The following is a 15,346-nucleotide window of genomic DNA, read 5'->3' on the forward strand; positions in this document are numbered from 1 at the left end:
TGTAGTTCAGGCTTTGACTGCACTATAAGAATGCGATCAGACCGCTACAGCCTATCGACCCTCCACAACCGGGTTTCCACCCCCACGGAATGCCTATTTGACATGCGCACCTGTGCATATCAAAATGGAATCGCTTTCCAATAAGGAGATGGTTCGATGACAGCCGAGACGGCCACCGCTCACCCGCACAACCCGTATCGGTCCCCCGCCCCCGCGCCGGTCCCCACCCGGACCGTACTCGAAGACGCCGGAGAGCTGCTGCGCGCACTCGCCGCCCCCGTTCGCATCGCGATCGTGCTACAACTGCGGGAGTCGCCGCGTTGCGTGCACGAGTTGGTCGACGCGCTCGGCGTCACACAGCCGCTGGTCAGTCAGCATCTGCGCATTCTCAAATCGGCAGGTGTGGTACACGGCGAACGTTCGGGCCGCGAAGTGCTCTACGAACTCGTCGACGACCATCTGGCCCATATCGTCGTCGATGCCGTCGCGCATGTGGAGGAAGGTTGATCGTGTCGGACAAGTTGGTCGTTTCGCAGAAGCCGGTGGGTATCCGCAGTACCCGCCAGCGCAGCGCGATCGCCGCACTGCTGGGGGATATCGATGAGTTCCGTTCCGCCCAGGAGTTGCACGACGAACTGCGCCGACGCGGCGAGGGCATCGGCCTGACCACGGTCTATCGCACCCTCCAGTCACTGGCCGACGCGGGCATGGTCGACGTGCTGCGCACCGACTCCGGCGAATCCATCTACCGGCAGTGCTCGACCGGCCATCACCATCACCTGGTGTGCCGTCGCTGCGGCCGCACCATCGAGGTCGAGGGGCCGACGGTCGAGGCCTGGGCCGAGTCCATCGCCGACAAACACGGATTCACCGAGATCAGCCATACCCTCGAGATCTTCGGCACCTGCCGCGCCTGCGCGGGCTGATCGCGCGGTCGACGCTGCCTCACCGGCGTCAGCGGTGGCAATCCGGTCGAACGCACCCTGCCAGGTATCGGTACTCAGCTCGCCATCGCGGGAGCCGGAGCCGAGTCCGGCGCATCGGTTCCGCGCCGTTCGCGGATCGCGCCGACACCGAGCAGCGCCACGGCCACACCGGCCCACACCAGCAACACCACCAGCGGGCCCATCGCGGCGGCGCCGTCGAAGAAGGCCACCGATCGCAGCAGGGAGGCGCCCGCACCAGGCGGCAGCAGTTGGCCGATGGCGCCCCACGGCTGCGGGAGCAGTTCCGGCGCCGAGGTGGCGGCGGAGAACGGGTTGCCGATCAACAGCATGGTCAGCGCGGCGATACCGATGCCCGCACGGCCGACCACCGTCGCCAGACCGGCCACGATCCCCGCCACCGCGAACGACACCAGGCCGGCCACCGCCGCCAAGGTCAGGTAGCTGCCGGGGACCAACGAGAGCCAACCCTGCACGATCACCATGCTCAGCAGGCCGCCGACCACCGCGAAGCTCAGCAGACCGACCGTCCGACCGAGAGCCGAGGGCACCAGCAACGTCAGCAGCACACCGGCGGCGATACCCGACATCACCAGCGGCAGCGCCATGGCGCCGAATCCGACGCCACGCGGATCGTCCGGATCGGCGGCGACCAGATCCTCGACCGGGGCACCCGATACGCCCGATATCTGCTGCGCGATCTGCGTCAGCTGCTGGGCGACGGCCGGGCTGGCGCCGGAGGCGATCAGCACACGGGGCGCGCCCCCGCCGGTGACGATCGCGCCATAGACCTCACGATCGGTGATCGCGGCGCGCGCGGCGTTCTCATCGGGCGTCGTGGTGATCTCGAAGGCGTCGGGATCATGCGCGACCAACCGTTCGGCGACCATCGCCGCCTGCGGGCCCGTCACCGCGACCGGCAGGTCACGCGGCGCCATATTCGCGGCGGGCCAGGCGAAGGCGATCAGCATCAGTGCTTGCAGAAGGGCTGCGGCGGCACCGATGGCCACGGCGCGCTGGGTGATGTTCATGATGACGTTCTCCCGAAAATCGGAGGCTCGTTCTTTTTGATGCACTCACCGTCCCACCGGGCCTCGAGCTTGTCAAGAACGGATATTCGTTTTACTTTGGGGCCATGCCCCGAGTCAGCGAAGAACATCTGGAACGCCGCAGGCAACAGATCATCGACGCCGCCCAGCGGTGCTTCTCCCGCAAGGGGTTCTACAACACCTCGATGCAGGATGTCTTCGCCGAATCCGGGCTCTCCGCCGGTGCGGTCTACCGATACTTCAAGAGCAAGGACGAACTGGTCGCGGCGTTGGCGTCGAACGCGACAGTGGACCTGCGGGCGTTGATGGCCGATGTGGTGCGCCGCGACCCGCTCCCCACCCCGGCCCAGGTCATCGACCACATGCTCACTTGGTTCCTGCCGCAGACCGGTCCCGAGGGCAGGCTGCGGCTGGCCCCACAGGCGTGGTCACTGGCGCTGGTGGATCCCGACGCCGCCGTCTACGTACGCCGGGCGATGCTCGGAATCCGCGAGATGTGGACCGAGTACATCGAGCGCACGATCGAGGCGGGTTGGCTACCCGAAGGCACCGACAAAGAAGCGACGGCAACCGCGTTGTTCGGCCTCCTACCCGGATTCCTGTTACAGCAGTTGATCATCGGCGATTTCGACCGCAAGACCGCGGTGCGCGGTATGGAGTCACTGTTCCCGTTCGGTGCCACGACCCCGAGCAGGGCCTGAACCCGCCGCTCAGGGCAGCAACAGCCCCTGACGCGCCTGCCCCGCCCCCGACAGCACCAGCAGCAGCATGGTGGCCAGCGCATGATCGTCGAGACCTGCGGCAGGGAAGGTGTAGCGCAGCACGATATCGGCGAGCTTGCCGTGGCCGATCACCACGATCGAGCCGAATTGCAGGGTGCTGTTACGTTCGGCGACCCGCTTGTGCAGCTGCGGTTTGAGCGGGCGATCCCAGGCCAGCACGCAGGTCAGCGTCAGTACGTCCAGACCGGTGGTGAGGTTCACCGCGCCCAGTGAGCACAGCGCGCCCTCGTAGTCGAAACGCAGCGAACCGTCGTTGTCGACCCGCACATCGATGTCGTACATCGACAGACAGGCACCTGCCCGCGCTTGCAGTTCCAGGTCCGGCTCGAGTGCGGAATTCATATTCTCTCCGGTCATTTGGTGCCACCGAAGCGGCGGTCGCGCTTGGCGTACTCCAGGCAGGCTTCCCAGAGATTGCGGCGGTCGAAATCGGGGAACAGCGTGTCCTGATAGACGAATTCGGCGTACGCCGACTGCCAGAGCAGGAAGTTCGAACTGCGGAACTCACCCGACGGACGCAGGAACAGGTCCACATCGGGCATATCCGGTTCGTCCAGATAGCGGGCGATCGTGGCTTCGTCGACCTTGTCCGGGTCGATCTCCCCCGCTGCCACCCGGCGCGCGATCTCCCGTGCCGCATCGGCGATCTCGGCGCGGCCACCGTAGTTGACGCACATGGTCAACGTCATCACGGTGTTGTCCTTGGTCAGCTCCTGGGCCGTCTCCAGTTCCTTGATCACGCTGCGCCACAGCCGTGGGCGCCGCCCGGCCCAGCGCACCCTGACCCCCATCTCATGCATCTCGTCGCGGCGGCGGCGGATGACGTCACGGTTGAAGCCCATCAGGAACCGCACCTCATCCGGGCTGCGCCGCCAGTTCTCGGTGGAGAACGCGTACGCCGACAGCCACTTCACCCCGATCTCGATACAGCCCTCGACGGTGTCCATGAGCACCGCCTCGCCGCGTTCGTGACCCGCGGTGCGCGGTAGCCCACGCTCCTGCGCCCAGCGACCGTTCCCGTCCATGACCAGCGCGACATGGTTGGGGACCAACTCCGGCGGCAGCTGCGGCGGACGCGCGCCGGACGGATGCGGTGACGGCGGGCGAACAGTGCGGGTTTCCCCCGGCCGGACAGCGGAGGCGTTGCCCGAAGCAGCGGAAGAGTCTCGGCGGAGGATCACCGGTCCTATCTTGCCCGATGCCGCGAGCGCCGTGTCATCGCGTCGGGGCCGTCGATGTCGGCGCCCTCAGCCGACCTGGTTCCCGGAGGCGGCGAGCGCGACGCCGGTGGACTGCTCGGATCGCTCGATCAGCGGGAGCGTGCGCAACTGACGCTCCAGGTGCCATTGCAGATGGGCCGCGATCAGGCCGCTGGCCTGGCGGCGGGTGGCGGTGGGGACGGTGTCGACGAATTCCCATTCGCCGCGGTGCAGGGCGATCATCAGATCCAGCACGCCGGGGCCAGGGGTCGCGGCGCCGGGTGGGCGGCAGTGCACGCAGACCGCGCCGCCCGCGGCGACATGGAAGGCGCGATGCGGGCCGGGGGTCGCGCAGCGGGCGCATTCGTCCAGGGCGGGCGCCCAACCGGCGAAACCCATGGCGCGCAACAGGAACGCGTCGAGGACCAGCTCGTGCGGACGTTGTCCCGCGGCGATCGCGCGCAACGCGCCCGCGGTGAGAATGTGCAGGCGGGCGGCGGGGGCGCGCTCCTCACCGGCCAGGCGCTCGGCGGTTTCCAACACCGCGCAGGCCGTGGTGTAGCGGCCGTAATCGTCGATGATGCCCGCCGCGTTGGCCTCCACCGTGTGCACCTGGGTGATGGTGTCGAGGTTGCGGCCCGGATGCAGCTGCACGTCGATGTAGGCGAAGGGTTCCAGCCGGGCGCCGAAGCGCGATTTCGTGCGCCGCACGCCCTTGGCGACTGCCCGAACGAGACCGTTTTGCCTGGTCAACAAGGTGACAATGCGGTCGGCTTCGCCCAGCTTGTGCTGGCGGAGCACTACGGCATGGTCACGGTACAAACGCACGCGCTCAGTCTTTCATGGATGGGCGACACCCGGCGTCAGGCCGGGACTACGCGGGTCGCACCTGTTCAGCCGGTGTTCAGGATTCCTCCGAGCAGCAGCATCAAGGCCTGCTGGGATTCCAACCGGGCGGTGTCCGGGTCGTCCGCATGCGCGACGATCAGACCCGATTCGGCCACCGCGCTCAGGATGAGCTGGCCGAGCACCCGCACCGGGACGTCGGGAATCACCCCCGCCGCTCGCGCCTGCTCGAGCTGACCGATGATCAGCCCGAGCCCGTGCCTGCTCTCGAACTCCCGCCACGCCTCCCAGCCCAACACCGCGGGCGCGTCCGACAGGGCGATCCGCACCATGGCGGGTCGGCGGCAGATCTCCAGGAACGTCGCCAGCCCGGTCGCCATCGCCGTCACGGTGTCGTCGGGGTCCACAGTCTCGATGGCCTGCGCTATCTCGGCCGTCGCCGCGGTTTCCAACTGTTCGAGCACCGCGAGGAACAGTCCGCGCTTATCGCCGTAGTGGTGATGCATCGCACCACGCGTCACTCCGGCCGCACCCACCAACTCCTCGGCCGATGTGCCCGCGAACCCGCGCTCGGTGAACAGCCGCAGCCCGGCCTCCTCCAGAGCCGTCCTGGTGGCCCTGGACCGATCCTCCTGACTGCGACGCGGCATGTTGCCGAGTGAACTCCAGATCGACCGCGATCGGCAACTCGCTCGCGATCGGATGGAACCGAAACCGGATTCGCCACGTCTATGTCTGTGTCGATAGGTTCTGACCGAAACGAGGACGGGAGGCGCCGGGGTGGGTATCGAGATTCCCGAGGCGTTGCAGTGGGCGGCGAAGTATGTGGTGGGGGCCGGTGATTGGCCCGAGGGTGATGAGACCGCGATGCGGCGTATCGCCGACGCCTACACCACCGCAGCCACGACTCTCGATGATCTCGGGGATGATGCCCAACGCCAAGTCAACCAACTCCTCGCCGCGTTGGATGGGCAGAGCGCTGATGCGATCGAGGCGTTCTGGCGCAGACTCGGCAACAACGACGGCGCCCTCTCAGCGTTGACCGGACTGTTGAACGACCAAGCGGGTGTGGTCGATGACGGCGCCAACGACATCGAACACACCAAACTGATGATCATCGCCCAACTGGTCATCTTCGCCGTCGAAATGGCCGCCGCACTCGCTGCGGCCGCCACCGGGGTCGGTGCCCCCGCCGGAGCCGCCGCCGGCGCCGCCGCCCGCGTCGCCACCCAAGCCGCGATCCGGTTGACGATGAAACAACTACTACAGCGGATCCTGTCCCGAGTCGTGAAAGAAGCCGCGCTCGGGGCATTGGAAGAAGGCGGCCTCGACCTCGGCATCCGGCTACTCCAGGCCGCCAAAGGCGACCGCGAACTGTCCCGCGATGATTTCACCTCGGTCTGGCAGTCCGCCGCCGGCGGCGCCATCGGTGGTGCTCTCTCCGGTGGGTTGGGCCGTGATGGGGGGCTCACCAACGGCGTCGGCGACAACGCCGGCGAAGGCCTCACCAACGCCCTCGGTAACCGGGCCAAACAATTCGCCACCGACTACACCACCGAAGTCGCCTCCGACATCGGTTCCCAAGCCGCCATGGCCGCGATCACCGGTGAAGAGTTCGAACTCACCGCCGACACCTTCACCAGCGCCGCCGCCGGAGCCGCCCAAAACCAACTCGACCGCGGCGACAACAACGACAGCACCGACAACGCAGACGACCCCGACAACAACGACGACGGGCCAGACAACAACAACGACGACGAGAGCGGCAACAACGACCGCGGCAACGACGACAACAGCAGCGGCGACAACGACGACCAGCCGAACAACAACCCCCAAAGCAACAACCCCGACCGCGGCGACAACAACGACCACGGCGGAAACAACCCACCCGACAACACCAACAACGACCAACCCGGCCAAACCACCCCGGCCAACGCCAACAGCAACAACGACTCCGGCAACGGCAACGGCAACGGCAACGGCAACGGCAACGAGCCTCCCGCCCGCACCCAACCGGCCGCGGCGGGTGACCCCAGCAACGGCCCGAACACCGGAAACGACAACAGCAACCAGCCGCCCGCCAACACCCAACCCGCCGCCTCCGCAAACGACCCCGATAACACCGGCGGCCAGAATCAAGGCAGCAACAACAACCCGCCACCGAGCCAGCAGCCCGCCCAGACCACGCCCGCCGGTCACGAAGGCAGCGGTAATCAGAGCAGCCAGAACGACGGCAATCAAGGCGGCAACACTCCCCCCGCCAACGAGCAGCCGCAGCCCGCCGCCAACACTCCTCCCGCCAACGAACAGCCGCAACCCTCTCCAACCACGACCGACAGCAACACCAACGGGGAGAACAGCTCCGGCGGCGACAACCAAGCACCTGGCCCCGCCGAGCAGGGCCACGCGGACGGCGACGGCGAGAACAGCGCCAGCAGCTCAGGCGGCAACAACCCACCTCCGCCGAACGACCCACCCGCACCGCCCACCAGTTCGTCCGCGGACGATGATGGTGATGACGCCCCCTCATCCCAGCCCACCGGAAGCGCCCAATCCCCCACCCCGACACAGCCATCCGAAACCGACGGCCCTGCGAGCCGACCCAACAACACGCCGACCCCGTCTAGTGACACCGGTACCGGCACGGGCAGCGGCGCAACCGCTGCCATTGGAACGGGTACCGGTGGTGACTCCACGCGCCCGAACACGCCTACCGACAACAACCAGCCGCCCAGTTCCCTCGATCTCCCCGACCAGGGCGCCCCCACCACCACGCAGAGCCCCGATCCGAGCGCCCCCGACCAATCCGATCAGACGAGTTCCTCACCCCAGGCCACGACACCGAGTCAAACCCCGCCCACCTCGCGCCCGAGCACCCTCGACCTCCCCGAACAAGACACCGCACCAACCCAAATCACACCCCCAACCCAGACTTCGCCGACAGGCCAGGGCCCCAGCACCCTCGACCTCCCTGAGCAAAACGACGCGCCGACCCAGGCCACCCCGCCCACTCAGACCACGCCACCGGCCCAGGGCCCCAGCACCCTCGATCTCCCCGAGCCGAACACCCCAACCCAAACCACACCGCCCGCACAGACCACACCGACCGGTCAAGACCCATCCACACTCGACCTTCCCGAGCAGAACAACGCGGCACCGACCGCGAGCCAACCGCCTGCCCAGACCCCTTCAACTACCGCTGCCCCCAGCTCCCCCGAGCACAGCAACTCCGCCCCCGCGGCGAACCAACCGCCTACGCAGAACCCGCCGACCACACCGGCTCCGAGCACTCTCGATCTCCCCGAGCAGGGCCCAGCCGCCCACCAGCCGCCCACCCGCGTCGATCCGCCCGAGCAGAATTCGACGGGTAATGCGGCACCGCCGACAACCCCGCAGGCACCGACCTCGCCCGGCGTCACCCACACCCCTACCCCTCCAACTGGCGCGCCCAACCAGAGCCCCAGCTCTTTGGACCTGCCGAGCCCGACGACGGGTCACACCCCGAACGCATCCCACCCCCAATCCACGACTCCGGGCACCGACCCCTCGGCATCACCCACCAACACGCACCAGAGCCCGACCGCTATCCCCACCGATACCTCGGCGGCCTCGACAGCCACAGCAACCCCACCGTCCACCGGCATCCCCACCCACACCACACCCACCGACTCCGCGCCCCGAACCACCGCACCCCCTGCCGACAACCCCACACCAGCACACGCACCAGCCACCCCTACCAATTCACGCCCAACACCGCAGGCCAACGGCAATCCACCGACGCCTTCACGGTCATTCGACAACCCCTCCCACAATCTGCCCCAGGCGCCGACAAACCCCACAGCCACGCGAACCACACCCTCCGATCCGTCACGAACCGCCCCGGCTCAGCGCGAGAACTCCCCCACCCGCACGGCTCAGGAAGGCCCTGCGGACACCAGAAACCCGGCTGTCACCCCACCTCGCTACGCACACCAGGACCCCGACTTCCACCGCCGCATGTCGCAACTGCCGGAGTGGTGGCCGCGGGCAGGCACACCCAGTCACGGAACGCCGCCGCATCGTTCGCCGAACACGAGCCCTGCCCCACACACGCCGCGTAACTCGCCTCCTCGCGGCGACGAACACATCACGCGTGCACCAGAATCCACGCCACCTTCGCGCCGGCCGCGGCCGGAGCCGACACAGCCCAGCCGCACACAACCGCCTACCCGCACCCCGCAGCAGCCGACACATCCAGCACAACACCAAGCAACTCGGCAGCCCCACCAGCCCAACCACACACCACCACCGGCTACCCGGACACCACAGCAGCCGACGCATACAGCGCAACACCAACCGAACCGGCCCCACCACCAGCCGCCCCATTCGCAGCAGGCTCCTGCACACACGCAGCAGTCGCGCCCCCACGGCCCGGGGCATCCAATGGCCCCGCAATCGGCTCACCCGCAGCGGCACCCGAGCCCACCGCACGTCCCGCACAACCCCGCGGCTCCCCATGACCCACAGAATCCGAACGGCAGACACACCCATGCCATGCCGGAGCAGCGTCAGCGCAGAGGGTTTCGCGACTGGTTCCGTCGCGCACCGGCGCGCCCCGACATTCCGCACCGGCCTGCGGGATCACCGGCGCATCAGGGGTTCCCGCCACCCGCGAATCGAACGGCCCAGGGTGGGAGGCCGGACGGCTCGCCTGACACCCAGCCCGATCCGTTCAACCAGACGCCACCGCCTCCCCATCAACCGACGTACGACACTCTCGGTATGCAAGCCGAGTACCACGGTGAGCATTTGCCGGGTAATGCTCGCTGGAGAAACTCGCATGTGGAGTACCACGACGAGCAAACTCGTCAACAATTCCGCCTCACTATTCACAATGGGCTGCTATACGACGCGAACGGCGTCCTTTTCGACACCAGGCGTGCGCATTCTGCGCACAGTGGTGGCGGCCGAGCCATATTCGTCATGGACAGTCAGGGAAACCTCTACGCCTCGCTGGAACACGCACCTGGCCATTTTCATCACTCCAGCTTTCTTGCGGGCGGTCCGGTCGCTGGCGCCGGCGAGCTCGTGGTCATCGACGGCGTGGTGCAGTTGGTCACTGACGCGAGTGGCCACTACCGTCCGCCGCAGCGGTACACCCACCAGGTCGTGATGAACTTGCGCAGCCGAGGAATCCCCATCGACAACAGCCAAGTGCACTGCATGGCACGTAACTGGGACTAACCGGAAAGGGCTTCGATCAATGAATACAACCCAGTGGCGAGATATTGCCAACGCGGTGCTGTACAGCGTGCAATTCGAGGACAGGCTCGACTCGAGGGTGGTCGCCCGGGTCGCGGACGGCTTGGTCGCACGGCCGCTCTGGAACCTGACACCGGAAGACGAGTACCAAGCCCTCACCGAGGCGGCGCGGGCCAGTGGCTCATTGACCCGCGACATACCCACCGAGCACACCGATTCGGAATTCCGGCGGTTCCTCGGCGCCGTCATCGACTACCTCGACTCGGCTCGCCCCTGGCCGGAACCGCCATTTCAGTTGCTTCCGGACGAACGCTTCGACGATTTCATGGATGGTTATGCGATCGCGGTCGCGGATCGCCCCGTCCCGACGCTAGAGGGGATACTCGGCAGGAGATTCGTGCGGCGCGAAGACATCTATCCCGATTTTCTCCTTCTCCGACTGAGCTCGGGCACCGAGATCGGATTCATCTGGCCCTACTGGCGTGAAACGAACGATGTCGCAATTGTTGCCACCGATCGCGATCGCCCGCCGTCGGAAATATTGAACGAGCTCGTCGAGCACACCAACCTGGAGTCGCACGAGATCATTCCGCTGCGCACTCCGTCCACGACAGGTGAGCACAATGCACAGCCCACCTACGAAACGATCCCTATCCAGGACGAGTTCGTCGGCGAAAACCTTCCCGGAAACTCGGTATGGAACGGCAGCCAGGTCGAATATCTCGACGAGCAGCAGCGGCAGCGCTACCGCCTGCACTTCCGTGACGGATTCGTGTACGACAGCGAGGGGCGCCCGTTCGACACAACGGCGTCGAAGACACTGTGGACACCACAGGGTGGCCGCGCGATATTCGCCATGGATGCCGACGGCGTACTGTACTCATCCCCACACCACATCCTCGGCCAGTTCCATCATTCGAGCCTGCTCGCTGGAGCTCCCGCGGCAGGCGCCGGTGAAATCGCCGCTGCGAACGGCGTCGTGCAGTTGATCTCGGACCACAGCACCCATTACCGCCCTCCGCGGTCCATCACCGAGCAAGTCATCGACAGCCTCCGCAGCCAAGGCGTCATGATCGACGACCATCAGGTCGAGTATCACTGGGACACCGGGCAATCCTGACCGTGCTCGATCGACATCATTGAGCGACCCGGTTCGGAAGCTGATCTATGGAAGGCAAATTGATGACCAGGAGCACCTGCCATGAACCAACAATCTCCTGGTTTCGAACCAGGTCCACCGGAGTTCGCCGACGAATACGACAGCTGGACCCGTCGACCTGTGGTGTATCTACCCGTGGTAAGTCGCGGCGACCTCATCGGCTACTTGTGGGCAGGTATAGGAAGCAACGCCGCAGGCTACATGCGACGGCTTGCGGCGGATCCGGACAACGCGACCTGCCCGGACTTCTGGCAGGACCGACTAGCCGAGAATTGCCGAAACAATCTGACTCCCGAACAGGTAATCCAGCATTGGATCGGCTGGCCTGAGGACCCTCGTTGCGGCGCAATACCACGGAATGACGGCAATCTCTTCGGGTATCTGTGGGCCTCGTCCGCAGAGCCGGCTGCCGACTATCTCCCCAGCCGCCGCAGGCGAGCATGCCAGAACCGCCGCAGGCCTTTGGCACCTTCGATTGTCCGACGCGTACGCGGTGGGAACGCCACCAGCGGAGGCGATACGCCAGTACCGGGAATACCCGCATGATTTCCTGTCCGGCCAGATCGCGCCTGGCGCAACTGAACTCGTCGCTGCCACACTGGATGAGCTGCGCTACCTCGCAAACCGGTGATCGGTGGCGCCGTGGTGCTAAGACACCGGTGGTGAATGGATTGGGTCACACCCGAGCTGACCGCAGTACACAATGTTTGTGAAAGGCACCTCACGTGAATTCGGACAGCCGATTCGCTCCCCCGCCGCCGCCACTGCCGATGCCCGACGACTACAGCCGATGGACCCGCAGGCCGCTGGTCTATCTGCCGGTGGTCTCCGGTGGCCAGTTGATCGGGTATCTGTGGGCCGGTGTCGGCAGCCGCGCCGCCGGCTATATGCGGCGGATGTCCGTCGACCCCGACAACATCACGCGTCCCGATTTCTGGCACCACCGTCTCACCACGAATTACCACAACGGGTTCACCCCGGAGCAGGCGATCCAGTCGTGGATCGGAGCGCCCGAAGATCCGCGCTGTGGTGGGATACCCGCCGACGCCACCCTGCTTCAGGCCACCAGCAAACAGGCCCTGTGGGACCAACTCAATCCAGAAGGCCCACCCATCGGCGAAGGCCCCTGGATCCAGGACGACGAGTTCCCCAGCGGCACATCGGCAGATCGATCGAAGGGCTGGTCCACCCCGGTCAGTGCCGCCGTTCCCACGTACGCCACCGACGCCGCGACACCGGTCCACTTCATTCCGATCACGAAGAACGGCGAGGTGGTCGCCTTCCTATGGGCCTCACCCACCGAGCACGCCGCCGACTACCTACCCCTCCGCTACGCAGGCAAGGACGGCATCGTCGGTCGCGGTCTGTGGATCGCACGGCTCAGCGGCTGCTTCGCGGCAGGACGCCCACCGATCGAAGCCATCCGATACTGCCGCAGATTCCCCTACGACGAGTACTCCGGCTGGATCGAACCGGACGCACCGGAAGGCATCGCGCCATCACTGGCCGAGCTACGCGAGGCCGCCGACGAGTGAGAGCCGCACACCGTCGAGAGCCTGAGGGGACGAGGTCTAGGCCGCCGATGATCACCGGGACAAGCTGTTCCGGAACAGGAGTTCAGCATCGGGCACGACCGTAACCCAGACCGGGCGAACGGCGTCCACGACCGGATGGGTAGGTTCTGGATGCTGTCGTAAGGGAGGGATTCGGGGTGGGTATCAAGGGCGTTGTCGATGCGGTGCTGTACAGCGTGCAGTTCGACGATCTCGATGCACCGAGCACTGTGCAGAAGATCGCGGCCACGATGGTGGCGCGGCCCTTTCTCGGGGTGAGCCCTGAGGAGGGCTACCAAGCGCTGGTGGATGCGTTGAAGTCCGGGGATCGGTTGACGGGTTCGATTCCGGCGGGGCACGGGGAGGTGGAGTTTCGGCGGTTTCTGGAGGTGGTCGTCGGGCGGCTGGATGGGATGCGGCCATGGCCGGAGCCGCCGTTTCTGTGCCTGCCCGAGAGCCGGTTCGACGAGTTCGCGAACGGGTCGGCGATCGGGGTGTCGAATCGGCCGGTGTGGCGGATCGAGCAGGTGCTGGGGCGATCGTTCCAGCGGCGCAATGATTCTCAGCAGGCATTTCTGCTGCTGCAATTGCGGTCGGGCGCCGAGGTCGGGTTCATTGCACCGTACTGGCCGGAGGCCAGCGGCATCGCGATTCTCACCACGAGTCGTGATCGTGCGGCCGCGGATGTGCTGCGCGAACTGATCGAAGGCACCGATCTCGAACCGCGCCAGGTCACTCCGTTGTTGCCGTCGGCCGATGGGCAACGCGGGCGGTATCGCACCACCCCGATCCAGCCCGAGTTCGTCGGCGAGCATCTGCCGGGGAACTCGCGCTGGAACGGCAGCCGGGTCACCTATCTCGACGAGCGGGAGCGGCAGCCGTATCGGCTGCACGTCCGGGACGGTCGCCTCTACGACGGCCGCGGGCAGCTGTTCGACACCGCGGCCGCACGCACCCTGTGGACCCCGCAGGGTGGCCGGGCGATCTTCTCCATGGACGCCGACGGCGTTCTCTACTCCTCCCCGCACCACATCCTCGGCCGGTTCCATCATTCGAGTTTTCTGGCTGGCGCACCGTCTGCCGGTGCAGGCGAACTCGCTGCGTCGTTCGGCGTCATCCGCGTCATCTCCGACCACAGCACCCACTACCGCCCACCCCGCCACATCACCGCCCAGGTGATCGACAGCCTGCGCCGTCAGGGAGTCGCGATCGACGATCAGCAGGTCGAATACCACTGGCCCGACGATCGTCGGTAGGCGCCGATTTGCCGTCGATCAGGCGACAACGTCCTGGTGCCGATCACGGCGACGGCTGATGGCGTAGCCGATCACCGCGATGACGAGGGCCGGGGGCCAGAGCAGCACGGCGAGGTAGCAGCCGGTGCAGACGCTGTTCCAGGCCGAGTCGGGTTCGCCCGCGAACGGATCCACATTCGACCAGTGGTGGATGCTCATCGCACACAGGGCGACCAGTATCGCGGCCCCCGTGAGCGCTATGCCGCACACCAGGGCGGTGGGCACGCGACGTCCGGCGAGGATCGGACTCCAGCGGGGCACGCGATCCCCGCCGGGGCGGACCATGCGCACCACGGCCAGCGCTGCGAGCAGTTGCAGAGCCGCGAGCCCGAGGACGTAGGCCGTGCCCGCGCCCGGGATCACTTGTTCCGCCCGCCACGCGTCCGGCGTGCCGAGGTCGAAACCCATTCCGAGAACGACGCGCCACAACACCGTCGGCAGCGCGGCCAGAAAGGCGATCCACGCAGCGACTACGCCCCACCTCGGCACGGTGGCCACGGTCGATTGCTCCCCCCGGCGACTTACCGAATCAGCATTTAGAATCATGTTTCTAGAAAGCATATTCTAGAAATACCGCTAACCTGAAGTGGTGGCAAGACCCAAGTTCACCCAGCAAGAGCTCTTGGACGGCGCCCGCGACGCGGTGTTGACGCACGGCCTGGACGCGTCCCTGACTCAGGTGTGCGCACTGATCGGAGCGCCGACGGGCTCGCTGTACTACCGCTTCGCATCACGCGATCACCTGATGATCTCCTTATGGCTGAGGTCGATCCGGCGTTTCCACGAGGGGTATCTAGCCGCCGCGGCGACCCCGGATGCGCGGGAGGCATTGCGCAGATGTGCAGTTCACATACCCCGCTACTGTCGCGATTTTCCCGCCGACGCTCGGGCGATGATGCTGTATCGGCACTCCGAGCTCGCAGCTACTGCCCCGGAGGACCTGCGAGCCGAGGTCCAGGCCGTGAATGATGAGGTGTGGGCCGCGCTGGACGATCTCGCCGGACGTCGCTACGCGACGGTCCACGACCCCGAGCGGGCAGCACTCGTGCAGATGGCAGTCAGCCAGGCACCATATGGCCTCGTGCGACCGCACGTCGGCGGGCCGGTCCCGCCGGAGCTGGACGCGATAGTCGTCGCGGCAGCCGAGGGAATCCTCGAACTCGGAGACTTCAGCAGTCCACAGGATCCGAACCCGTCGGCAATGGATCGCCGCCTACTGGATGTACAGGCACGGCCGGTGGGTCGATAGCGAGCGCCTCGGACCTACCGAGGCCGATC

16 protein-coding genes are annotated in these 15,346 nt (G+C 66.4%); 8 read left to right on the forward strand and 8 right to left on the reverse strand.

Features of this window, described 5'->3' with window-relative positions:
- Positions 1-156: 156 nt before the first annotated feature.
- Positions 157-507 carry an ArsR/SmtB family transcription factor gene (locus tag QH168_RS20990; protein WP_014349778.1) on the forward strand — a complete coding sequence of 117 codons (351 nt, stop codon included), beginning with the start codon at positions 157-159 and terminating at the stop codon, positions 505-507.
- A 2-nt stretch (positions 508-509) separates the two neighbouring features.
- On the forward strand, positions 510-926 hold the full coding sequence (locus QH168_RS20995) for a Fur family transcriptional regulator (RefSeq protein ID WP_280236467.1): 417 nt from the start codon (positions 510-512) through the stop codon (positions 924-926).
- 74 nt (positions 927-1,000) lie between these two features.
- On the opposite strand, the gene QH168_RS21000 is transcribed toward QH168_RS20995, so the two are convergent.
- Positions 1,001-1,975: a hypothetical protein gene (locus QH168_RS21000; protein WP_280236468.1), complete on the reverse strand. Its 975-nt coding sequence runs from the start codon at positions 1,973-1,975 to the stop codon at positions 1,001-1,003.
- A gap of 104 nt (positions 1,976-2,079) precedes the next feature.
- Here QH168_RS21000 and QH168_RS21005 point away from each other — a divergent pair, with 104 nt between their 5' ends.
- Positions 2,080-2,694: a TetR/AcrR family transcriptional regulator gene (locus QH168_RS21005; RefSeq protein ID WP_280236469.1), complete on the forward strand. Its 615-nt coding sequence runs from the start codon at positions 2,080-2,082 to the stop codon at positions 2,692-2,694.
- Between the two features lie 9 nt (positions 2,695-2,703).
- On the opposite strand, the gene QH168_RS21010 is transcribed toward QH168_RS21005, so the two are convergent.
- The 6 genes from QH168_RS21010 to QH168_RS21035 all read right to left on the reverse strand — a co-directional run bounded on the left by QH168_RS21010 (position 2,704) and on the right by QH168_RS21035 (position 7,136).
- On the reverse strand, positions 2,704-3,132 hold the full coding sequence (locus tag QH168_RS21010) for a YbjN domain-containing protein (RefSeq protein ID WP_280236470.1): 429 nt from the start codon (positions 3,130-3,132) through the stop codon (positions 2,704-2,706).
- A complete protein-coding gene (locus QH168_RS21015) occupies positions 3,129-3,956 on the reverse strand; it encodes an isoprenyl transferase (RefSeq protein ID WP_432421149.1) in 828 nt (275 codons plus the stop codon). The genes QH168_RS21010 and QH168_RS21015 overlap by 4 nt, the downstream gene beginning before the upstream one ends.
- A gap of 66 nt (positions 3,957-4,022) precedes the next feature.
- On the reverse strand, positions 4,023-4,802 hold the full coding sequence (recO, locus tag QH168_RS21020) for a DNA repair protein RecO (RefSeq protein WP_280236471.1): 780 nt from the start codon (positions 4,800-4,802) through the stop codon (positions 4,023-4,025).
- Between the two features lie 65 nt (positions 4,803-4,867).
- Positions 4,868-5,470 carry a TetR/AcrR family transcriptional regulator gene (locus tag QH168_RS21025; RefSeq protein WP_280236472.1) on the reverse strand — a complete coding sequence of 201 codons (603 nt, stop codon included), beginning with the start codon at positions 5,468-5,470 and terminating at the stop codon, positions 4,868-4,870.
- A gap of 382 nt (positions 5,471-5,852) precedes the next feature.
- Entirely contained in the window at positions 5,853-6,053 is a 201-nt protein-coding gene (locus QH168_RS21030) for a hypothetical protein (protein ID WP_280236473.1), read from the reverse strand.
- Between the two features lie 111 nt (positions 6,054-6,164).
- Complete coding sequence (locus tag QH168_RS21035; protein ID WP_280236474.1) at positions 6,165-7,136, reverse strand: hypothetical protein; 972 nt, start codon at positions 7,134-7,136, stop codon at positions 6,165-6,167.
- A 2,445-nt stretch (positions 7,137-9,581) separates the two neighbouring features.
- Here QH168_RS21035 and QH168_RS21040 point away from each other — a divergent pair.
- The 4 genes from QH168_RS21040 (at position 9,582) to QH168_RS21055 (ending at position 14,029) form a co-directional block, all read left to right on the forward strand.
- Positions 9,582-10,043: a hypothetical protein gene (locus tag QH168_RS21040; RefSeq protein ID WP_280236475.1), complete on the forward strand. Its 462-nt coding sequence runs from the start codon at positions 9,582-9,584 to the stop codon at positions 10,041-10,043.
- A gap of 19 nt (positions 10,044-10,062) precedes the next feature.
- Complete coding sequence (locus QH168_RS21045; RefSeq protein WP_280236476.1) at positions 10,063-11,181, forward strand: hypothetical protein; 1,119 nt, start codon at positions 10,063-10,065, stop codon at positions 11,179-11,181.
- A gap of 764 nt (positions 11,182-11,945) precedes the next feature.
- Positions 11,946-12,755 (forward strand): hypothetical protein, encoded by an 810-nt coding sequence (locus QH168_RS21050; RefSeq protein WP_280236477.1) that lies wholly within the window; start codon positions 11,946-11,948, stop codon positions 12,753-12,755.
- Between the two features lie 176 nt (positions 12,756-12,931).
- A complete protein-coding gene (locus tag QH168_RS21055; protein WP_280236478.1) occupies positions 12,932-14,029 on the forward strand; it encodes a hypothetical protein in 1,098 nt (365 codons plus the stop codon).
- Between the two features lie 18 nt (positions 14,030-14,047).
- Here the strand turns inward: QH168_RS21055 and QH168_RS21060 are convergent, their stop codons facing one another.
- Positions 14,048-14,566: a hypothetical protein gene (locus QH168_RS21060; RefSeq protein WP_280236479.1), complete on the reverse strand. Its 519-nt coding sequence runs from the start codon at positions 14,564-14,566 to the stop codon at positions 14,048-14,050.
- A gap of 463 nt (positions 14,567-15,029) precedes the next feature.
- Here QH168_RS21060 and QH168_RS21065 point away from each other — a divergent pair, with 463 nt between their 5' ends.
- Positions 15,030-15,317: a hypothetical protein gene (locus tag QH168_RS21065; protein ID WP_280236480.1), complete on the forward strand. Its 288-nt coding sequence runs from the start codon at positions 15,030-15,032 to the stop codon at positions 15,315-15,317.
- Positions 15,318-15,346 lie beyond the last annotated feature (29 nt).

The sequence above is a fragment of the Nocardia cyriacigeorgica genome (assembly GCF_029868385.1).
GTDB lineage: Bacteria > Actinomycetota > Actinomycetes > Mycobacteriales > Mycobacteriaceae > Nocardia > Nocardia cyriacigeorgica_F.